The organism is Geodermatophilus sabuli (assembly GCF_900215145.1).
Classification (GTDB): domain Bacteria; phylum Actinomycetota; class Actinomycetes; order Mycobacteriales; family Geodermatophilaceae; genus Geodermatophilus; species Geodermatophilus sabuli.
In genome coordinates this window covers 49,079-69,987 of the sequence record NZ_OBDO01000001.1, presented here as the reverse complement: position 1 = coordinate 69,987, position 20,909 = coordinate 49,079, and the positions used below count along the sequence as shown (strand labels likewise).

18 protein-coding genes are annotated in these 20,909 nt (G+C 75.0%); 10 read left to right on the top strand and 8 right to left on the bottom strand.

Features of this window, described 5'->3' with window-relative positions; all coding sequences use genetic code 11:
- The first annotated feature begins 20 nt into the window (after positions 1-20).
- The 5 genes from CRP39_RS00340 to CRP39_RS00320 all read left to right on the top strand — a co-directional run bounded on the left by CRP39_RS00340 (position 21) and on the right by CRP39_RS00320 (position 4,955).
- Positions 21-569, top strand: a complete 549-nt coding sequence (locus CRP39_RS00340; protein ID WP_097203420.1) for a sigma-70 family RNA polymerase sigma factor — start codon at positions 21-23, stop codon at positions 567-569.
- Positions 570-675: 106 nt separating this feature from the next.
- A complete protein-coding gene (locus CRP39_RS00335) occupies positions 676-1,293 on the top strand; it encodes a DUF47 domain-containing protein (protein ID WP_097203418.1) in 618 nt (205 codons plus the stop codon).
- Between the two features lie 6 nt (positions 1,294-1,299).
- Positions 1,300-2,301 carry an inorganic phosphate transporter gene (locus tag CRP39_RS00330; protein WP_097203416.1) on the top strand — a complete coding sequence of 334 codons (1,002 nt, stop codon included), beginning with the start codon at positions 1,300-1,302 and terminating at the stop codon, positions 2,299-2,301.
- A 5-nt stretch (positions 2,302-2,306) separates the two neighbouring features.
- The gene (locus tag CRP39_RS00325) at positions 2,307-3,719 is read left to right on the top strand and encodes an MFS transporter (protein ID WP_245853445.1); all 1,413 of its coding nucleotides are present in this window, start codon (positions 2,307-2,309) and stop codon (positions 3,717-3,719) included.
- Between the two features lie 234 nt (positions 3,720-3,953).
- Positions 3,954-4,955: a sulfite exporter TauE/SafE family protein gene (locus tag CRP39_RS00320; protein WP_097203415.1), complete on the top strand. Its 1,002-nt coding sequence runs from the start codon at positions 3,954-3,956 to the stop codon at positions 4,953-4,955.
- A 64-nt stretch (positions 4,956-5,019) separates the two neighbouring features.
- On the opposite strand, the gene CRP39_RS00315 is transcribed toward CRP39_RS00320, so the two are convergent.
- From CRP39_RS00315 to CRP39_RS00290, 6 genes are all read right to left on the bottom strand, one after another.
- The gene (locus CRP39_RS00315; protein WP_245853444.1) at positions 5,020-6,060 is read right to left on the bottom strand and encodes an NAD-dependent epimerase/dehydratase family protein; all 1,041 of its coding nucleotides are present in this window, start codon (positions 6,058-6,060) and stop codon (positions 5,020-5,022) included.
- 43 nt (positions 6,061-6,103) lie between these two features.
- A complete protein-coding gene (locus CRP39_RS00310; protein WP_097203411.1) occupies positions 6,104-6,601 on the bottom strand; it encodes a DUF5994 family protein in 498 nt (165 codons plus the stop codon).
- Positions 6,602-6,818: 217 nt separating this feature from the next.
- Positions 6,819-8,054, bottom strand: coding sequence for an aldose epimerase family protein (locus tag CRP39_RS00305; RefSeq protein WP_097203410.1), 1,236 nt, complete (start codon positions 8,052-8,054; stop codon positions 6,819-6,821).
- Positions 8,055-8,339: 285 nt separating this feature from the next.
- A complete protein-coding gene (typA, locus tag CRP39_RS00300; protein ID WP_097203408.1) occupies positions 8,340-10,232 on the bottom strand; it encodes a translational GTPase TypA in 1,893 nt (630 codons plus the stop codon).
- A 163-nt stretch (positions 10,233-10,395) separates the two neighbouring features.
- Positions 10,396-10,728 (bottom strand): hypothetical protein, encoded by a 333-nt coding sequence (locus tag CRP39_RS00295; protein ID WP_097203407.1) that lies wholly within the window; start codon positions 10,726-10,728, stop codon positions 10,396-10,398.
- A gap of 205 nt (positions 10,729-10,933) precedes the next feature.
- Positions 10,934-11,494 carry a YceI family protein gene (locus CRP39_RS00290; protein ID WP_097203405.1) on the bottom strand — a complete coding sequence of 187 codons (561 nt, stop codon included), beginning with the start codon at positions 11,492-11,494 and terminating at the stop codon, positions 10,934-10,936.
- Between the two features lie 86 nt (positions 11,495-11,580).
- Between CRP39_RS00290 and CRP39_RS00285 the strand changes: the two genes are divergently transcribed.
- The 3 genes from CRP39_RS00285 to CRP39_RS00275 all read left to right on the top strand — a co-directional run bounded on the left by CRP39_RS00285 (position 11,581) and on the right by CRP39_RS00275 (position 14,095).
- Positions 11,581-12,099 (top strand): MarR family winged helix-turn-helix transcriptional regulator, encoded by a 519-nt coding sequence (locus CRP39_RS00285; RefSeq protein WP_097203403.1) that lies wholly within the window; start codon positions 11,581-11,583, stop codon positions 12,097-12,099.
- Between the two features lie 78 nt (positions 12,100-12,177).
- Positions 12,178-13,365 carry a sensor histidine kinase gene (locus CRP39_RS00280; RefSeq protein WP_097203402.1) on the top strand — a complete coding sequence of 396 codons (1,188 nt, stop codon included), beginning with the start codon at positions 12,178-12,180 and terminating at the stop codon, positions 13,363-13,365.
- 31 nt (positions 13,366-13,396) lie between these two features.
- The gene (locus tag CRP39_RS00275; RefSeq protein WP_097203400.1) at positions 13,397-14,095 is read left to right on the top strand and encodes a response regulator; all 699 of its coding nucleotides are present in this window, start codon (positions 13,397-13,399) and stop codon (positions 14,093-14,095) included.
- Here CRP39_RS00275 and CRP39_RS00270 read toward each other — a convergent pair whose 3' ends face one another.
- Positions 14,096-14,896 (bottom strand): ArsR/SmtB family transcription factor, encoded by an 801-nt coding sequence (locus tag CRP39_RS00270; protein ID WP_097203399.1) that lies wholly within the window; start codon positions 14,894-14,896, stop codon positions 14,096-14,098.
- 225 nt (positions 14,897-15,121) lie between these two features.
- Between CRP39_RS00270 and CRP39_RS00265 the strand changes: the two genes are divergently transcribed.
- Positions 15,122-15,874: an ABC transporter ATP-binding protein gene (locus tag CRP39_RS00265; protein ID WP_097203397.1), complete on the top strand. Its 753-nt coding sequence runs from the start codon at positions 15,122-15,124 to the stop codon at positions 15,872-15,874.
- Position 15,875: 1 nt separating this feature from the next.
- Positions 15,876-18,344 carry an FtsX-like permease family protein gene (locus tag CRP39_RS00260; RefSeq protein WP_097203396.1) on the top strand — a complete coding sequence of 823 codons (2,469 nt, stop codon included), beginning with the start codon at positions 15,876-15,878 and terminating at the stop codon, positions 18,342-18,344.
- A 42-nt stretch (positions 18,345-18,386) separates the two neighbouring features.
- On the opposite strand, the gene hrpB is transcribed toward CRP39_RS00260, so the two are convergent.
- On the bottom strand, positions 18,387-20,864 hold the full coding sequence (hrpB, locus tag CRP39_RS00255; RefSeq protein WP_097203394.1) for an ATP-dependent helicase HrpB: 2,478 nt from the start codon (positions 20,862-20,864) through the stop codon (positions 18,387-18,389).
- Between the last annotated feature and the right edge of the window lie 45 nt (positions 20,865-20,909).

The following is a 20,909-nucleotide window of genomic DNA, read 5'->3' as shown; positions in this document are numbered from 1 at the left end:
CTCCCGGGAGGATGACAGGCGTGGACGATCTGGACCGGCTGGCGGTCGCCGCCGTCGACGGCGACCCCCTCGCTGCGGCGGCGCTGGTGCGCGCCACCCAGTCCGACGTCTGGCGGCTGTGCGCCGCGCTCGGCGACCGGCAGTCCGCCGACGACCTGACCCAGGAGACCTACCTGCGGGCCTTCGGTGCGCTGCACCGGTTCGAGGGCCGGTCCTCGCTGCGCACCTGGCTGCTGTCCATCGCCCGCCGCGTCTGCGCCGACGCGGTGCGCTCGCGCCGGCGCCGGCGGCTCACGCTCGTGCGGGACGACGCCGACCTGGAGGCCCTGGACCCCCGCGAGGCCGCCGACCGGGTGGGCGAGGGCGCCGTCGTCAACGACCTGCTGGCGCGGCTCGCGCCGGACCGGCGGGAGGCGTTCGTGCTCACCCAGCTGCTCGGGCTGCCCTACGCCGAGGCCGCGGAGGTGGCCGGTTGCCCGGTCGGCACCATCCGGTCCCGGGTCGCCCGGGCGCGCGCCGACCTCGTCGACGCGCTCGGGAGTGAGGCAACCGACGCCGTATACGGATGACGTCCGGGTGAAGCCGGTGTGAACGGGCACCTATGCTGCCCGACGGCCGTGCGACCGCTGCCAGGCGGCGGGCGACCGGACACTCTCCACCGACCGGGAGCCACGCGTGCCCTTCAGCCTGACGCCCAAGGACAACAGCTTCTACCCGTTGTTCACCGCCTCGGCGGAGAACCTCGTGGCGGCCACCGACGTCCTGAGCGAGTTCATCCACGACCACGCCCGCCGGGAGGAGCTCGCCGAGCGGCTGCGTGAGCTCGAGCACGCCGGCGACCAGTCCACCCACGCGATCTTCCGGCAGCTGAACTCCAGCTTCGTCACGCCGTTCGACCGCGAGGACATCTACAACCTCGCCAGTGACCTCGACGACGTCATGGACTTCGTCGAGGCCGCCGCCGACCTGGTGGTCCTCACCGGGCTGGGTACGCTGCCGGCCGAGATGAGCCAGCAGACGGCGCTGCTGCAGCGGGCCGCGCAGACCACGGCCGAGGCCATGCCGCGGCTGCGCACGATGAAGGACCTCTCCGAGTACTGGATCGAGGTCAACCGGATCGAGAACGAGGCCGACAAGCTGTACCGGCGGCTGCTGTCCCGGCTCTACAGCGGCGAGTTCGACGCCCTGGAGATCCTCAAGCTCAAGGAGGTGGCCGACCAGCTGGAGGAGGCCGCCGACGCCTTCGAGCACGTGGCGAACGTCGTCGAGACGATCACCGTCAAGGAGTCCTGACCCGGCATGGACGCGACGTTCGTCGCCCTGATCATCATCGTCCTGGTCGCCCTCGCCTTCGACTACACCAACGGCTTCCACGACGCGGCCAACGCGATCGCGGTCGCCGTCTCGACCAAGGCGCTCACGCCGCGGGTGGCGCTCGCCCTCGCGGCGGTGATGAACCTCGTCGGAGCCCTGCTGTCCACCGAGGTGGCCAAGACCGTCGGCGCGGGCATCATCGACCCGCCCGAGGGCTCCGACGGGTTGCAGATCGTCTTCGCTGCCCTGATCGGCGCGATCGTCTGGAACCTCATCACCTGGTGGTTCGGTCTGCCGTCCTCCTCCTCGCACGCGCTGATCGGCGGACTGGTGGGGGCGGCGGTCGCGGCCGCGCACACCGTGCAGTGGATGGGCGTGCTCGACAAGGTCATCATCCCGATGGTGGTCTCGCCGCTGGTCGGGTTCGGCCTGGGCTACCTGTTCATGCTCGCCATCCTGTGGACCTTCCACAGCGCCAACGTCACCCGCGCCAACCGGGGCTTCCGGTACGCCCAGATCGTCAGCTCGGCGACCATGGCCCTCGGCCACGGCCTGCAGGACGCCCAGAAGACGATGGGCATCATCACGCTCGCGCTGGTCACCGCCGGGGAGATCGACTCCTTCGACGTCCCCCTGTGGGTGGTCCTGTCCGCCGCCCTGGCCTTGAGCGCGGGCACCTACGCCGGCGGCTTCCGCATCATGCGGACGCTGGGACGCCGGATCATCCAGCTGACCCCGGCCGGCGGGTTCTCCGCCCAGACGGTGGCCTCCGGGGTCATGGTGACCACCGCGACGGTGTTCGCGGTGCCGGTCTCCACGACGCACATCACCACGACCTCGATCATGGGCGTGGGCGCCACCCGGCGGCTGTCGGCGGTCCGCTGGGGCGTCGCCGGCAGCATCGTGATCGCGTGGGTGGTCACCCTGCCCGCGGCCGGCCTGGTGGCGGCCCTGGCCTACGTCCTCACGCACAGCATCATCGGCTGACCGCGGTGGCCGGCAGCCCGGTGGCGCAGCCGGTCCACCTGGGGTCGGCCCGCGGCCGGTGGCTGCTCCTGGCCACCGTCCTGGCCTCCGGCATGGCGTTCCTCGACGCCACCGCGGTCACCGTCGCCCTCCCGGCGATCGGGCGGGAACTCGGCGCCTCCCTGGCCGAGCTGCAGTGGACCGTGACCGGGTACACGCTGGCGCTGGCCGCGCTCGTCCTGCTCGGCGGGGCGCTCGGGGACCGCTACGGCCGCCGCCGGGTGTTCCTGGTGGGGGTGGGCTGGTTCGCCGCCGCCTCGCTGGTCTGCGGGCTGGCCGCCTCCCCCGGCCAGCTGGTGGCCGCCCGGGTGCTGCAGGGCGTCGGCGGCGCGCTGCTCACCCCGGGCAGCCTGGCCCTCGTCCAGGCCTCCTTCCGCCCCGCGGACCGGGCCCGCGCGATCGGGCTGTGGTCGGCGTTCGCCGGGATCGCCGGCCTGGTCGGCCCCTTCCTGGGCGGGCTGCTGGTCGACGCGGCCAGCTGGCGGCTGGTGTTCCTGCTCAACGTCCCGGTGGCCGCGGCGGTCCTCCTGGTGGCCGGCCGGCACGTCCCGGAGAGCCGTGACGAGAGCCACCGCGGGCGCTTCGACGTCCCGGGTGCCGCGCTCGGCGCCCTGGCGCTGGGCGCGGTCACCCACGCCCTCATCGCCGCCGGCGAGCAGCCGGGCCGGCCCGACGTCGTCGCGGCCGGCGTCCTCGGGGTCGTCGCCGGCGCCGGTTTCGTCGTCCGCGAGCGGCGGGCGCGCCATCCGCTGCTGCCGCCGTCGCTGTTCGCCGAGCGGCAGTTCACCGGCGCCAACCTCGCCACGTTCGCCGTCTACGGGGGGCTGGGCGGCTCGTCGCTGTTCCTGGTCCTGCAGCTGCAGCTCGTGCTCGGCTACGACGCCGCCGCGGCGGGTGCGGCCATGCTGCCCTCCATCGCACTCATCACGCTGCTGTCGCCGGCGGCGGGCTCGCTGGCCATGCGGACCGGTCCGCGACTGCCGATGACGGTCGGGCCCCTGCTGACCGCGGCGGGGACGGCGTGGCTGGCCGGGGTGGACGCCGGATCGGCCTACCTCACCGCGGTGCTGCCCGGGTCGCTGCTGCAGGGGCTGGGCATGGCGACGACGGTGGCGCCGCTGACCGCCACGGTGCTCGCCGCCGCCCCGGACGCGCTGGCCGGCGTCGCCAGCGGGGTGAACAACGCCGTGGCCCGTGCCGCGCAGCTGCTCGCCGTCGCGACGCTGCCCGTGGCCGTCGGGCTCTCCGGCGCGGACTACGCCCGGCCGGAGGTGTTCGCCGCCGGCTACCGGACCGCGATGCTGGCCTGCGCCGGGCTGTTCGTGGTGGGCGCCGCGGTGTCCCTGGCCACGATCCGCGACGACGTCCTGCGAACCTGATCCCGCACCGTGGGACGGCGTTCGCATATCTCGACCGATCTGGTAGACATAGCACTCGTGGCGGCGACGACGGTGCTCCTGGTGGGGCGGATCCACGTCGACCTGCTGCGCGTCTGCACCGCCCGCTGTCCGGGCTGCTGACCCCCGCGCTCACGCGCACCCCTCCACGCTCGTCCCGCGCCGTGCCGCGCCCTGCTGCGCGCCCGCGGACCTCCCCGGATCCGGAGCCCCCCAGTGAAGACCCTCGTCCTGCTCGCCCTCGTGGGCCTCGGTGCGCAGCTCGTGGACGGCAGCCTCGGCATGGCCTACGGCGTCACCTCCACGACCCTGCTGCTCGCGATCGGCACCAACCCGGCGGCCGCATCGGCCACCATCCACCTCGCGGAGATCGGGACGACGCTCGCGTCGGGTCTCTCGCACTGGAAGTTCGGCAACGTCGACTGGAAGGTCGTCGCCAAGATCGGCGTCCCCGGTGCCGTGGGCGCCTTCCTCGGCGCGACGGTGCTCTCCAACCTGTCCACCGAGGTCGCCGCCCCGGTGATGTCGCTGATCCTGCTCAGCCTCGGTGTCTACCTGCTGGTGCGCTTCACCCTCCGCGGGGTCGATCGCCGGCACCTCGGCAAGCCGATGCGCAAGCGCTTCCTCGGCCCGCTGGGCCTGGTGGCCGGCTTCGTCGACGCCACCGGCGGCGGCGGCTGGGGGCCGGTCGGCACCCCGGCGATCCTGGCCAGCGGCCGCATGGAGCCGCGCAAGGTGATCGGGTCGATCGACACCTCCGAGTTCCTCGTCGCGCTGGCCGCCAGCCTCGGCTTCCTCTTCGCCCTCGGCTCGCAGGGCATCGACGCCGGCTGGGTGCTCGCCCTGCTGATCGGCGGCCTGATCGCCGCTCCGATCGCCGCCTGGCTGGTCCGCCACGTGCCGCCGCGGATGCTCGGCTCCCTGGTCGGCGGCGTGATCGTGCTGACCAACACCCGCACCCTGCTCAAGAGCGACTGGATCGACGCCTCGGAGCCGGTCCGCTACGCGGTCTACGCGGTGCTGTACCTGATCTGGGCCGCGGCGGTCGTCCACTCCTTCCGCGAGTACCGCAAGGACCGCGCGCTGGAGTCGGCCGACGCGCTGGCCGCCGACGCGGTGCACGTGCACGACGAGATCGGGCTGCCGGCCGACGCCGCGGACGCGGCGGACCTCACCCGCGACATCGCGGCGGGTCGCCCGAGCGCACCGCGCGACTGAGAGGGATCCCCACCGAGAGGCCCCGCCCGGCACACGCCGGGCGGGGCCTCTCGTGGTGGCCGGGTCAGCGGCCGGCGAGCAGCGCGGCCTCCGAGTCGGCGGGCAGCCCCGGTCGGGGCAGACCGTGCGGGGGTGGCGGGAGCTCGCCGGCGGACTGGAGCCAGGCCCAGGTGTCGGCGACGGTGTCCGCGAGCGGCCGGCTCGGGAGCCCGAGCTGCCGGGCCCGGGTCGTGTCGACGTCCCAGGCGGTGCGGGCGACCTCGGCGGGCAGCCACAGGGGCAGGTGCAGCCACGGCTCGACGCCCGCGGCGACCAGGTCGGCCTCCGGGACGGCCACCCACTCCGCGTCCGCGCCGGTCACCTGGCGGCACAGGTCGAGCAGGCCGCCGAGGGTGGTCATCCCGGTCGGACCGGTGGCGTTGACCGCCCCCGACGTCCCCTGTTCGGCCATGGTCACCAGCCAGCCGGCGAGGTCGCGCGCGTCGACGGCGGCGATCGGCTGGTCGAGCGCGTCGGGGACGACGACCCGTCCGCCGCGCGCGATGCGTCGCAGCCACCAGCCCAGCCGGTCCACGCGGTCGTGGGGGCCCACGATCAGGCCGGCCCGCGCGGTCAGGAACCGGCCGGGGAAGGCCGCGCCCAGCACCCGCTCGGCGCCGGCCTTGACCGGGCCGTACTCGTCGTCGTCCGTCATCCAGGTGGGTTCGCCGTCCTCGGGACCGATCGGACCCGGCGGCCAGTTGGCGTAGGCGTTGAGGCTGCTGACGAACGCGTAGCCCCGGACGGCACGGCCGCCGGCTGCGGACAGGGCCGTGGCGGCGTTGCGGGCCGCGGCCCGGGTCTGGCAGGAGGTGTCGACGACGAGGTCCGGCACCCAGCCGTCGAGCGCGGCGGGCAGGGCCGCGGGATCGTCGCGGTCGCCGTGCAGCACGCGGACGCCGCCCGGGGGCTCGCCGGACACGCCCCGGGTGAAGGTCGCCACCTCGTGACCACGGTCGAGGGCGGCCGTGGCCACGTGCCGGCCGAGGAAGTGGGTGCCGCCGAGGACGAGCAGTCGCATGCCCTCAGCCCAGCCCAGCCGCTCCCCGCCGTCCAGTGGGTTCACGGTCGGCGTAGCCGCACCCGGCCGCGGGCAGAGGGGCTCTTCGTCACACCGCCCGGGTGAAGGGCAGGCCGGGCACCTGCGGCAGCGGCGTGGACCGCGCCGCGGCCAGCACCATCTGCGGCGAACGCGGCAGGCCGCGGCGGGTGCACAGCCGCAGCGCCCGGGCCCCGGTGATGACGTCGGTCTCCGGCGGGACGACGAGCAGGTCGGCCCGCCGGGTGCCGCCGTCCCAGGCCAGGCAGACGACGCCGGGGTCCATGCTGCGGAACCCGCCGGTGCGCACCACCCGGCCACCCACGACGACCTTGCGCGGCGCCGGCGACCAGGCGTCCAGCGGATAGGTGAACCGCTCGACGCGCAGTCCCCGCTTGTCCAGGGCCGCGATCAGCTCCGGCAGCTCGACGGCGAGGTCACGGCTGCGTGGGAACCAGGCGCCGTCGAAGGACTGCTCCCCCGACCCCGCGTCGCTGCGCAGGCTCACCCGGACGTCGATCCCGCCCCGGTGTCCCTCGGCCGCCAGCGTCTGCAGGGTGGTCCTCATCAGCGTTCCGCCCGCCTCTCGTCGTTCGCCCCGGGCCTCCACACACGACCCCGACGACACCGTAGGGAGGGGAACCGGCGCGTCCCGTGGCGCGGGTGCCGGGCGGGTCGGGGTCCTCCGGCTCGCCATCACAACTCGTCACGGACCAGTCACGACAACGGCCTGACGTGCACGTCCGCGGAGATGCACGGCGCATCTCCGCGGACGGTGCACGGGCTCAGGAGGAGAGCTCGAAGACGGTGGTGCTGTCGTACGTCTCGCCCGGGCGCAGCTCCGTCGACGGGAACTCCGGCTGGTTCGGGGAGTCGGGGAAGTGCTGGGTCTCCAGCGCCAGGCCGTCACCCTGGCGGTAGACGGTGCCGCCGGTCCCCACGAGCGTGCCATTCAGGAAGTTGCCCGAGTAGAACTGCAGCCCGGGCTCCGTCGTGGAGATGGTGAGGGTCCGCCCGCTGTCCGGGTCGCGCAGCACGGCGGCCTGCTCCAGGGCGTCCTCGCTGTCGGAGCCCTCCCGGGCGCCGTCGTCCTCCCGGTTCAGCGCCCAGTTGTGGTCGTAGCCCTGCCCGTAGAGCAGCTGCTGGTCGTCCTGGCGGATGCGCTCACCGACGGGGGTGGCCTCGCGGAAGTCGAACGGGGTGCCGTCCACCGGGGCGATCTCACCGGTCGGGATGAGCGTCTCGTCGACGGGGGTGTACCCGTCGGCGTCCATCTGCAGCTCGTGGCCGTAGATCGACCCGGACCCCTCCCCGGCCAGGTTCCAGTAGGTGTGCTGGGTGAGGTTCACGACGGTCGGCGCGTCGGTGGTGGCCTCGTAGTGGACGGTGAGGCGCGACTCCGCGTCGAGGGAGTACGTGACGGTCGTGGTGAGGGTGCCCGGGAAGCCCTGGTCGCCGTCCGGGCTGACCAGCCGCAGCTCCAGGGCCGCGACGTCGTCGTCCCCGACGTCGGCGGCCTCCCAGACCTGGTCGTCGAAGCCCTGCGGGCCGCCGTGCAGGGTGTTCGGGCCGTCGTTGAGCGGGAGCTGGTGGACCGTGCCGTCGAGGGTGAAGCTGCCGCCGGCGATGCGGTTGCCGTAGCGGCCGATCAGCGAGCCGAAGTACGGGTCGTCGTCGCTGACGTAGCCGGCGAGGTCGGCGAAGCCCAGGACGACGTTCTCGACCTCGCCGTCGGCGTCGGGGACCTCCAGCGTCTGGATGACGCCGCCGTAGGTCAGCACCCGGACCGTCATCCCACCGTTGGCGAGGGTCCAGCGCTCCACGGCCGTCCCGTCGGGCGTGGTGCCGAAGGGCTCCACGGTCGTGGTCGCGCCACCCACGGCCGCCCCGGCCGGGCTCGCGAGGCCCGTGACGAGCAGGCCGGCACCGACGGCGGCGAGCACCGGCCAGGCACGTCGGCGTCCTCCGGGGGCCGCCGGTCGCGGCGGGAGGAGCGGGATGGCGGCTGGGCGTCCAGGCATGGGGACTCCGATGTCCGTGGCGGTCCACCGGCGTCGTCGCGCGGTGGCAGGGGCACCGCAGGAACCCGTACCGCAGGAACCTGGAAGGCGGTGAGAGAGGTGCCCCGGAAAGCGGGACTGGAACGACCCGGAACGCTAGGGAGGCATCGGGAGGGGTGTCAACGCCAGGCCGGGAACGCGAACGGCCGAGTGGGCAGTCCTCGCCGCTCCACGCGGCGTGTCGCGCACGTCGCGCGACCAGGACTGCTCACTCGGCCGTCAGAGCCGGGCCTGCCGGGGTGGGGCTCAGGCGGGCTTGGGCTTGCGGTTCTTGGCCTTGCCGCGCTCGGTCTGGTCCAGCACGACCTTGCGGATGCGCACCGCTGCCGGGGTCACCTCGACACACTCGTCCTCGGCGCAGAACTCCAGCGCCTGCTCGAGGTTGAGGATGCGCGGCGGGATGAGCCGCTCCAGCTCCTCGGAGGTGGACTTGCGCATGTTGGTGAGCTTCTTCTCCTTGGTGATGTTCACGTCCATGTCGTCCGGACGGGAGTTCTCACCGACGATCATGCCCTCGTAGACCTCGGTGCCCGGCTGCACCATGAGCTGGCCGCGCTCCTGCAGCGAGAACATCGAGTACGTCGTCGCCACACCCTGGCGGTCGGCGACCAGCGAACCGGTCGGGCGGGCGCGCATGTCGCCCAGCCACGGCTCGTACCCCTCGAGGTTGTGGTTGAGGACGCCCGTGCCGCGGGTCTCGGTGAGGAACTCGGTGCGGAACCCGATCAGGCCGCGGGACGGGACGATGTACTCCATCCGCGCCCAGCCGGTGTCGTGGTGCACCAGGTTCTCCAGCCGACCGCGGCGGATGGCCAGGGCCTGGGTCAGCGTTCCCACGTACTCACCCGGGGTGTCGATGGTGACCCGCTCGACCGGCTCGTGCAGCTTGCCGTCGATGGTCTTGGTGACGACGGTCGGGCGCCCGACGGTGAGCTCGAACTCCTCGCGGCGGAGCTGCTCGACGAGGATGGCCAGCGCCAGCTCGCCACGGCCCTGCATCTCCCAGGTGTCGGGGCGCTCGGTGGGCAGCATGCGCACCGAGACGTTGCCGACCAGCTCCTGGTCGAGCCGGTTCTTGATCAGCCGGGCGGTCAGCTTCTTGCCCGACCTGCCCGAGAGCGGGCTGGTGTTGATGCCGATGGTGATCGAGATCGACGGCTCGTCGACGGTGATCGCCGGCAGCGGGCGCGGGTCGTTCGGGTCGGCGAGGGTGTCGCCGATCATGATGTCTTCGATGCCGGCGATGGCGATGAGGTCGCCCGGGCCGGCGCTCTCGGCCGGGGTGCGGGTGAGACCCTCGGTGACCAGCAGCTCGGTGATCTTCGTCCGGGTGATGGTGCCGTCGGCCTTGCACCAGGCGACCTGCTGGCCGCGCTTCATCTCACCGGAGTGGATGCGCAGCAGCGCCAGCCGGCCGAGGAACGGCGAGGCGTCGAGGTTGGTGACCTGCGCGCGCAGCGGCTCCTCGGCGTCGTACTCCGGCGCCGGCACGGTGTCCAGCAGCGTCTTGACCAGCGGGCCGAGGTCCGGGCTGTCGGGGACGGTGCCGTTCTCGGGCTTGTTCAGCGAGGCCTGGCCGGTGCGGCCGTTGCAGTAGACGATCGGGAACTCCAGCGTCTCCGCGGGCAGGCCGGCGTCCTCGAGCAGCTCCAGGAAGAGCTCGTAGGTCTCGTCGACCACCTCCTCGATGCGGGCGTCGTGCCGGTCGGTCTTGTTGACCGCGAGGATGACCGGCATCCCCTTGCCCAGCGCCTTGCGGAGCACGAAGCGGGTCTGTGGCAGCGGGCCCTCGGAGGCGTCGACCAGCAGGACGACGCCGTCGACCATGGACAGCGCCCGCTCGACCTCGCCACCGAAGTCGGCGTGGCCGGGGGTGTCGACGATGTTGACGACGACCGGGTTGCCATTCTCGTCGGCCAGGTGGATCGCGGTGTTCTTGGCGAGGATGGTGATGCCGCGCTCACGCTCGAGGTCCATCGAGTCCATGACGCGGTCCTGCGTGGAGTCGTTGTCCGTCCCCTCGCCCTTGGCACGCCCGAGGGCGCCCGCCTGGCGGAGGAGGGCGTCGACCAGGGTCGTCTTGCCGTGGTCGACATGGGCGATGATCGCCACGTTGCGCAGGTCGTCGCGGGTGGGCATGCGGAAGGGCACCTCAGGGGGTTCGGGGATCCGCGGCGTCGACGCGCGGCATCTCGTGTAACGGCCGCCGGCCCGGCGACCTTCCCACTCTAGAAGGGACCTCGGTCCTCTCATCCCTCGCAGGCTCGGGACGAGCCTCTGGACCGAGGCCGTTCCCAGCACGTCAGGGGCGGTCGGCCACCGCGAACGTCACCCCGGCGGCGGCGATCGTGACCAGACTCACCGCCAGCCAGGCCGCCATCCCCACCCCGAGGGACAGCACGTGGGCCAGGACGAAGGCCGCGAGGTAGAGGCCGCCGAGCCCCAGCGCGACGGCCCAGCCGCGACGCACCACCCACAGCCGGGCCGCCGCGAGCCCGCCGAGGGCGAACACCGCACCGCCGAGCGCGCGGATCCCGGTGCCCTGCGCGATGCCGAAGCCGGCGGCCAGCCCCACGGCGACGAGGACGGCGGAGGGGAAGCGGGTCTGCACGCGGGCGAGGGTGGAGGTCGACATGTCCCCAGTGTCCCTCGCCCGTTCCCGGGTCCGGTCGGTTCCAGGGGTGATCCCCACGCGACCGCGCCGGGATGGTGCCGCAGCGGCCGGCGCCCGGACCCGGGACACGACGAGGGCCCCGGGCAGATCGCCCGGGGCCCTTCGTGACGGCCCCGCCCAGGGCCCCGCCGCGGGCTCGCGGAGGTGGGGAGGACGGGGTCCTCTCTCAGGCGGTGCGGAGCACGGCCTCGATCTCGAGCTCGACGCTGATCTTGTCGCCGACGACGACGCCGCCGCCGTCCATCGGCATGTCGATGTCCACGCCGTACTCCTTGCGGGAGATCTCGGTCTTGGCGCTGAAGCCGGCGCGCGTGCCGCCGTAGGCGTCGGGGCCGAAGCCGTTGAGCTCGAGCTCCAGGGTGACCGGCTTGGTGATGCCCTTGATGGTCAGGTCGCCGACGATCGTCCAGTCGGCACCGTCGGTCCGCACCTCGGTGGAGCGGAAGGTCATCTCGGTGTGGTTGCCCACGTCGAAGAAGTCGGCGGAGCGGATGTGCGCGTCACGCTGCTCCTGACGGGTGTCGATCGAGTCCATGTCGATGCGCGCGGTGACGCTGGAGCGGGTCGGGTCCTCGGCGGTGACGATCTCGCCGGAGAAGTCGCGGAAGTAGCCGCGGACCTTGCTGACCATCATGTGCCGGACGGAGAAGCCGACGGTCGAGTGCGTGGGGTCGATGTCCCACGTGCCGACGACGTAGCCGGGGATCTGGCGCAGGGTGCTGGTCATGGTTCCTCCAGGTTGTTGAGCGTTTGACCTTCTGCCCGGCGTCAGCGTAGTTGAAGGCTCATCTATTCCGCCAGTACTGTGGTGACATGACCGCGCACGTGTCCCTCCCTCCCGAGGGCCCGGCCTCCGAGGAGCCGGGTCACACCACCGGGGAGCCCCGCTGGCTCGACGCCGAGGAGCAGCGGGCGTGGCGCGCGTACCTGTACAGCGCCCAGCTGCTGCTCGACCGGCTCGACCGCGAGCTCACGCACGAGACCGGCATCTCCCACGCGTACTACGAGGTCCTCGTGGCGCTGTCGGAGACCCCCGGGCGCCGGATGCGCATGAGCGAGCTCGCCGACCGGTGCCTGTCGTCGCGCAGCCGGCTCTCGCACGCGGTGTCCCGGCTGGAGGAACGCGGCTGGGTGCGCCGGGAGGTGTGCGCCGAGGACGGGCGTGGCCTGCTCGCCGTCCTCACCGACGAGGGGTTCGCCGCGCTGGCGGCCGCCGCGCCGGTGCACGTCGAGAGCGTGCGCACGCACCTGTTCGACCAGCTGACCCCGGAGCAGGTCGCGGCGATGCGCGACCTCGGGGAGACACTGCTGCGCCACCTCGGCCCGCGCTGAGCCTCCACCCGCGGTCGGACGCGCGGATCCCCCCGCGGGTGGACGACGCCGCCCGACCGGCTGCCTAGGGTCGACCCGATGGACGGCCGCCCACCCCTCGAGCGCCTGGAGACCTTCCTCCGCGACCACCCGGCCGGCGTGGACGTCGGGATCGCCGCGCTCGTGTGGTTCCTGACCGTCCTCCTCCCGTACCAGTCGTACCGGCCGGCCGAGGCCACGGCGTTCGTCGTCGGCACGCTGCTCGTCGTCCCGCTGGCCTGGCGCCGGCGCCGGCCGGTCCGGGCCGCCGCGGCCGTGATCGCCGCGGGGCTGCTGGAACTGGTCGTCGTCGAGGACTTCCTGGCGGCCAACGTCGCGGCGCTGGTCATGGTCTACGCACTCGCCGCCTACGCCCCGCGGTGGGCGGGCCGGGCCGGGCTCGCCGTCGGGCTGGTCGGCGCCGTGCTCGCGGCACTGCGCTACTTCTCCCTCGGCGCCAGCGACGCCCTCGTCCCCAGCGGCGGCTCGATCGCGGTGACGGTGGTCGCCGCATGGGCGCTCGGTGACCTCCGCCGCGCGCGCCTGCGGCAGCTGGTCGACCTGCGGGAACGGGCGCAGCTGCTGGAGCTGGAGCGGGACCAGGAGATGCGGCTGGCCGCCACCGCCGAGCGGGCCCGCATCGCCCGGGAGATGCACGACGTCGTCGCCCACTCCCTGTCGGTGGTGATCGCGCAGGCCGACGGCGGGCGCTACGCCGGGCGCACCGACCCGGAGGCCGCCACCACGGCGCTCGAGGCGATCGCCGCGACCGGCCGGCAGGCGCTGACGGACATGCGCGGCCTGCTCGGCGTGCTCCGCCAGGACGGCGGCGAGGAACTCGCCCCGCAGCCGGACGTCGCCGCGATCGGCGGCCTGGTCGAGGACGTGCGCAGCAGCGGCCTCGACGTCGACCTGCTCGTCGAGGGCTCGCCGCGGGACCTGCCGGCCGGGCCGCAGCTGGCCGCGTACCGCATCGTCCAGGAGTCGCTGACCAACGTGCTGAAGCACGCCGGCCCGGCCAGCCGCGCCTGGGTGCGGCTGCACTGGCGCCCGGACGCGCTGGAGCTGTCGGTGCTCGACGACGGCCGTGGCGCCTCGGCCGCCATGACCAGCGCCGACGGGCAGGGGCAGGGCGTCCTCGGCATGCGCGAGCGCGCCCGGCTGCACGGCGGCCGGCTGGACGCCGGCCCGCGCCCGGGTGGCGGCTTCGGGGTGCACGCCGTCCTCCCCTACCCTGCGCCGCGATGACGAGCGCGGCGTCGAGCCCGGGAGCGAAGCGGTGAGTGCGCAGATCCGAGTGGTGCTCGTCGACGACCAGCAGATGGTGCGGGCCGGGTTCCGGATGGTCATCGACTCCCAGCCCGACCTGACCGTCGTCGGCGAGGCCGGCACCGGGGCGGACGCCGTCGAGCTGCTGCGGCGCACCCCCGCCGACGTCGTCCTCATGGACATCCGCATGCCGGCGATGGACGGCATCGAGGCCACCCGGCAGGTGACCGCGCTACCGGAGTCCCCGCGCGTGGTGGTGCTCACGACGTTCGACCTCGACGAGTACGTGGTCTCGGCGATCGGCGCGGGGGCCAGCGGGTTCCTGCTCAAGGACGCCCCGCCGGAGGAGATGCTCGCCGCCGTCCGGACGGTGCACGCCGGCGACTCGGTGATCGCGGCCAGCTCCACCCGTCGGCTGCTGCAGCACGTCGCGCCGATGCTGCGCGGCTCCTCGCCGCGATCGGCCGTGGCGGCCGACGAGCTGGCCGAGCTCACCCCCCGCGAGCGCGAGGTGCTGGAGCTGATGGCCTTCGGCGCGACCAACACCGAGATCGCCGGGGAGCTCGTCGTCAGCGAGGCCACGGTGAAGACCCACGTGGGCCGGGTGCTGGCCAAGACCGGCTCCCGCGACCGCGTGCAGGCCGTCGTCCTCGCCTACCGCACCGGCCTGGTGCAGCCGGCCGACCTGCTGCGCGACGCGCCCGCCTGACTACGCGGACGCCGGCTCGGGGACAGGCAGCGTCTCGCCGGTCTCCAGCAGCGTCTTCAGGTCCGACAGCAGGTGCGGCCAGCCCTCGCCGACCATCGTGACCACGGTGCTGCCCGGGTCGAAGCCGTCGTGGACGACGGTCAGCCGGACCACCTCCCCCATCGGCTCGATGGCGAAGGTGACCTTCGAGCGGCGCTCGCCGCGCAGCCGGCCGAGCAGCTCGTCGTCGAACCCGTGGGCGGCCGCCCACTCCGGCGTGAAGGTGTGCCAGGTGTAGGCCAGCCGGCGGCCGGGCTCGGCTTCGAGCACGACCTGGTCCGGGTCGGTGATGGTCACCCCGCCCTCCTCCCAGGTCACCGGCGACCCGACCGCCCAGTCCGAGTCGAGGGCCACGCCCCAGTAGCGACGCGTGAAGGCCGGCTCGGTGAGCGCCTGCCACAGCCGATCGGGCGTGGTGCGGATGTAGGTGGTGTAGACGAACTCGGGGGTGCTCATCTGCTGCTCCAGTGCGGTCGTGAGGTCCGCGAGGGCACGCACCCGCTCGCGGTCGTACCGGCTGATCCACCGGTCGGAGATGGCCTGGATCGGAGCGGCGTTGAGGTGGTGCACCTTCTCCCTGCCGCGCCGGACCGTGGTCACCAGCCCCGCCGACTCGAGCACGGCCAGGTGCTTGCTCACCGACTGACGGGCCATGTCGAGCCCGGCGCACAGCTGGCTCAGGGTCTGCCCCGGCCGCTCCTCGAGCCGGTCGAGCAACTGCCGACGGGAGGGGTCGGCCAGCGCGCGGAACGTGCGGTCCACTCCGCCTCCCTCCATGCAGCCATCCGGCTGCATGAACCATAGGCAGCCGGACGGCTGCACGTCAACGTGCGGCGGCATCAGTCCCCGGATGGACGGCGGATCGGCCTCGGGGCGGACACCGGGATCAGCTCCCGCTCCGACGCGGGAGACCTCCCCCACCGGCAGCGTGATCAGCGTTTCCCGATCCCCTCCGGAGGTAGCCCCGTGTCCGCTCCCGTCCCTGTCATGACCGTCCCCGGCGCGCCGCCGGCCTCGGCCGCCGCCGTGCGGGCCCGCGGCCTGACGAAGACCCACGGCAGCGGGGAGACGGCCGTGCACGCCCTCGCCGGGGTGGACGTCGACTTCGACCGGGGCGCCTTCACCGCGATCATGGGCCCGTCCGGGTCGGGCAAGTCGACGCTCATGCACTGCCTGGCCGGGCTGGACGCGGCCTCCGGCGGCTCGGTGTGGCTCGGCGACACCGAGCTGACCAGCCTGCGCGACGACCAGCTCACCCGGCTGCGCCGCGACCGGATCGGCTTCGTCTTCCAGGCGTTCAACCTGCTGCCGGTCCTCGACGCCCGGGAGAACATCGTGCTGCCGCTGCAACTGGCCGGCCGGCGTCCCGACCCCGCCTGGTTCGACGCGGTCATCGCCCGCCTCGGGCTGCGCGAGCGGCTGCGGCACCGCCCGCACGAGCTCTCCGGCGGCCAGCAGCAGCGGGTCGCCGTCGCCCGGGCGCTCCTCCCCCGCCCCGACGTTGTCTTCGCCGACGAGCCGACCGGCAACCTCGACTCCCGCGCCGGCGCCGAGGTGCTCGACCTGCTGCGCAGCAGCGTCCGGGAGACCGGCCAGACCGTCGTCATGGTGACCCACGACCCGATCGCCGCCGCCTACGCCGACCGCGTGGTGCTGCTCGCCGACGGCCGGCTGGCCGGCGAGATCCAGCGACCCACCGCCGACTCCGTCGTCGCCGCGCTGCGCGGACTGGGGGCCTGAGGTGCGATCGGTCGTCCTCGCCCAGCTCCGCACGCACGCCGCGCGGCTGGTCGCCTCGACGCTGGCCGTGGTCATCGCGGTCGGCTTCGTCGTCGCCACGCTCGTGCTCAACCAGACCGCCCGCAGCACCGTGCTCGCTGCGGTCGGCGCCCAGTACGTCGACACCGCCGCCGTCGTCACCTCCGACGACGGCACCCCGCTGGACGGCGCCGTCGACACCGTGGCGGCGCTGCCCTCGATACGCGCGGTCGCCCCCACCTGGGAGACCTCGGTGCAGGCCACCGTGCCCGACCGCACCGGGTCGCAGTACCTGCTCATCGGCGCCGTCGCCGCCGACCCGGGCCTGCGCTGGCAGCAGCTGTCCGCCGGGTCGCTGCCCGACGCCCCGGGGGAGGTCGCCGTCAGCGACCGCGCCCGCGCCGACGTGGGCGACGTCCTCACCGTCACCGCCTCCGCCGCCGACGGGCAGGAGGCCACCTCGCAGGTCACCGTCACCGGCATCGTCGACCTGCGCGGGGACCCGGAGGCCGGGCTCCACGGACGCGGCTTCGTCGTGCCGGAGCAGGCCCTGGCCTGGGGCGCGACCGACCCCGTCGAGCTGCGGCTCGCCGCGGCGCCAGGCGTCTCCGACGAGCAGGTCCGCGCCGACGTCGCCACGGCACTGCAGGACTCCGCGGTCACCGTGCGCACCGGCGACCAGCAGGCGGTCGCGGCCGCCGCCGCGATGATGGGCAACGCCTCGGCGCTGGCCGCCGTGCTGCTGGTGTTCGGCACCGTCGCGGTCCTCGTGGCCGGGCTGGTCATCGCCAACACCTTCGCCGTGCTGCTGGCCCAGCGCACCCGTGAGCTGGCGCTGCTGCGCTGCGTGGGCGCCACCGCCCGCCAGGTGCGGCGCAGCGTGCTCGGCGAGGCCCTGGTCACCGGACTGGCCGCCTCGACGATCGGTGCCGTGGCCGGCGTCGGCCTGGCCGCCGCGGTGTCGGCCATGGTCGGAGACCTCGACTCCCCCATCCCGCTCGCCGGGATCTCGGTGCCCTGGTACGCCGTGGTCATCGGGCTGGCCGTCGGCACGCTCACCACCCTGCTGGCCGCGCTCGCCCCGGCACGGGCCGCCACCCGCGTGGCCCCGCTGGCCGCGCTGCGGCCCGCGGACCAGGCGCCGCTGCGCTCGCGGCCGGGCGTCCTGCGGCTGGCGCTCGGGCTGGTCCTGCTGCTGCCGGGCATCGCCCTGATGGCGCTCGGGGTCGTCATGGCCTCGGTGCTGGTCGCCCTCCCCGGTGGGGTGCTGAGCTTCCTCGGCGTCGTGCTGCTCGCGCAGCGCGCCGTCCCCCCGGTGGTCGCGGCGGCCGGCCGGCTGGCCGCGTGGTCCGGCGGCGTGCCGGCCCGCCTGGCCGCCGGCAACGCCACCCGCGACCCCCGGCGGACGGCGGCGACCGCGACCGCCCTGCTCATCGGCGTCACCCTCACCACCGCGATGGTCGTCGGTGCGGCGTCCACCAAGGCCTCGGCGACCGCCGGGCTGGAGGCGGAGTTCCCGGCCGACGTCGTCGTCGAGGGACTGTCCTCGTCGCTGCCGGACGGGCTGCTGACCGACCTGCGGGCGCTCGAGCTCGTCACCGCCGGCACCGCCCTCACCGCCGCCGAGGTCACCGGCCCGGACGGCGAGCAGTGGGAGGCCACCGGGGTGGACCGCGCGACCGCGCTGCCGGCGCTCCGGTCGACCGACGACCTGGCGCTGCCCGACCCGGGCGAGGTGCTGCTGCCCGAGTGGCTCGCGGAGAGCTGGTCGGTCACCGACGGCGACCGCGTGCAGCTGGCCGCGGGTGACCGGACGGGGTCCTTCCTCGCCCAGGTGGTCGGCGAGACGCCGCTGCTCATGACGGCCGCCGACCTGGCCACGGTCGCGCCCGATGCCGGCGTCGGCGCGCTGTGGCTGCGGCTGGCCGACGTCGACGACGCGGCACGAACCGCGGCGGTCGACGCGGTCACCGACACGGTGGGGTCGGCGAGCTCCGACGTCTACGTCGGGGGCATCCTCACCGTCCGGGCACAGCTCGAGCAGGTGCTCGACACCCTGCTGCTGGTCGTCACCGGGCTGCTGTCGATCGCCGTGGTCATCGCGCTGATCGGTGTGGGCAACACGCTGGCGCTGTCGGTGGTCGAGCGGCGCCAGGAGAACGGGCTGCTGCGGGCGATGGGGCTCACCCGGCGGCAGCTGCGCGGGCTGCTGGCGTGGGAGGCGGCGCTCGTGGCGGGGGTCGCCGCGGTCCTGGGCGTGCTGCTGGGCACCGCCTACGGGCTGGTCGGCTCGGCGTCGGTGCTGGGGCAGGTGGCCGACATCGTGCTGGTGGTCCCGTGGCTGCGGGTGGCGGCGATCGTCGTCGTCGCCACCGTCGCCGGGCTGCTCGCCTCGGTGCTGCCCGCCCGCCGCGCCGTCCGCGCCTCACCGGTGGCTGCGATCGCGGGGTGAGCGGAGGCTGGGAGTGCAGGTTTCCTGCACTCCCAGCCTCCGCTACCTGCGGGGTGCGGCGCGGCGGGTGGGCGGAGCGGTCGCCGGGTCCTCCGGCCAGGGGTGCCGCGGGTACCGGCCGCGCAGCTCGGCGCGGACGCCGGGGTAGCCGGTGACCCAGAAGCCGGCCAGGTCCGCGGTCGTGGCCACCACCCGGTGCGCCGGGGAGAGCAGCTGCAGCCGCAGCGGCCGCCCGGCCACCACCGGCGCCGCCGCCCACCCGAACACCTCCTGCACCCGCACCGACAGCGTGGGCACCGCGGGGTCGGTGTAGTCCACCCGCACCCGCGAGCCGGTCGGCACCTCCACCCGCTCGGGCACCAGCTCGTCGAGCCGGCCGGCCAGCTGCCACGGCACCAGCGCCCGCAGCGCCGCGACCACGTCGATCCGGGTCAGGTCGGCGCGGCCGCGGGCGGCGGAGACGGCCGGGGTCGCGGCGAGCGCGGTGCCCAGCGCGTCGTCGTCCACCGCCGGCCAGGGCTCCCCGAGACCGGCGTGTGCCGCGGCCAGCCGCTCGCGCAACGCCCGGGCGGCCGGGGTCCAGCGCAGCAGCGCGAGCCCCTCGCGGCGCAGGCCCTCGGCGACCGCGGCGGCGACCGCGGCCGGATCCGGATCGGGCAGCGGGCGCTCGGTGAGCACGATCGCGCCGAGGCGCTCGACGCGGGCCGCGGCCACGTCGCCGTCCCGCCAGGTCACCTCGGGCCCGTCGCGGACGCTCCCGACCTCCCGGGCGGTGGCCTCGTCGACGGCCACCGCCGCCCGCACCCGGGCGTCGCGCCGGCCCGGCTGCCGGTCCGCGGCGGCCACCGCCAGCCAGGGCGCCCCGGCCAGCGCGGTGCCCGGGGTCAGCTCCGCGCCGGTGCCGGCCGCCAGCAGGTAGGTGCGTTCGGTGCCGGGGCGCCGGCGGGCCAGCCAGTCGGGATGGGCGAGACCCACGACCAGACCGGCGGCGACGTCGCCGGGCACGCCGGGATCCGGCGCCGGCGGGACGGCGCGGGCCAGCCGGGCCACCTCCTCCCGCCAGCGGGCCGCCGCCCCGCCGCGGCCCGCGCGCAGCGCCCGCCACTCGGCGACCAGGTCGTCGGAGCCGGCGGGGAGGTCCGCCGAGAGCAGCGCCACCACCTCGGCCGCACGGCGCGAACCGACCCGTGGGGCGCCGTCCAGCAGCGCGCGCGCCAGGCGGGGGTGGGCGCCGACGGCGGTGAGCGACCGGCCGCGGGCGGTCACCCGGCCGGCGTCGTCCACCGCGCCGAGGTCGTGCAGGGCCGCCCGGGCGACGGCGAACGCGGCGGCCGGGGCCGGGTCGGGCAGCGCGAGGCCGGTGCCCTCGGGCGCACCCCAGCAGGCCAGCTCGAGGGCCAGGCCGGTGAGGTCGGCGACGGCGATCTCCGGCTCCGGCGCGGCCGGCAGGCGGGCGTGCTCGGCCTCCGACCACAGCCGGTACACCCGGCCCGGCCCCTCGCGTCCGGCCCGCCCCGCCCGCTGGACCGCGGAGGAGCGCGACACCCGCACCGTCGCCAGCGCGCCGAGCCCGCGGGACACGTCGAACCGCGGCACCCGGGCCAGCCCCGCGTCGACGACGGTCCGCACCCCGGGCACGGTCAGGCTGCTCTCGGCGACGTCGGTGCTCAGCACCACCCGCCGCCGCGGGCCGGGGGTCAGCGCGGCGTCCTGGTCGGCGGCGGGCAGCCGTCCGTGCAGCGGCCGGACGTCGGCATCGACCCCGCGCAGCCGGCCGGTGACGCCGGCGATCTCGGCGGCGCCGGGCAGGAAGACGAGGACGTCGCCCGCGGTCCCGGCCAGGGCGCGGCGGGTGGTCGCGGCGACGGCGTCGAGCAGCCGCGGGTCGACCCGGCCGCCGTGCGGGGGCGGCAGCGCGGGCTCCGGCGGGCACCACACCGCCTCGACGTCGTGCAGCGTGCCGGTCGCCTCCACCACGGGCGCCGGGTCCGCCCCGCCCAGCAGGACCGCCAGCCGGCCGGCCTGCGCGGTCGCCGACATCGCCAGCAACCGCAGCTCCGGGCGCAGCGCGGCCCGCGCGTCGAGGGTGAAGGCGAGCGCCAGGTCGGTGTCCAGGTGCCGCTCGTGGCACTCGTCGAGGACGACGGCGGCCACCCCGGCCAGCTCGGGGTCGGCCTGCAGCCGGCGCACCAGCAGTCCGGTGGTGACCACCTCGACGCGGGTGTCCTCGCTGCGCCGGCTGTCCCCGCGCACGCTGTAGCCGACCGACCGGCCCACCGGCTCGCCGACCAGCGCGGCCATCCGGTGGGCGGCGGCGCGGGTGGCGACCCGGCGCGGCTCGGCCACCAGCACCCGGCCCGGGAGCGCCCCGGCCAGGGCCAGCGGGACGAGGGTCGTCTTCCCGGTACCCGGCGGGGCGACCAGCACCGCGCTGCCGGTGCCGGTCAGCGCGGCGTCCAGGGCCGGCAGCACCGCGCGGACCGGGAGGTCGGTGCCCGGCGTCCCGGGTGGTGGCAGCACGCAGGTCAGTCTCCCGGAGCGCCGATGGGGTGGTTCCGTCGGCGT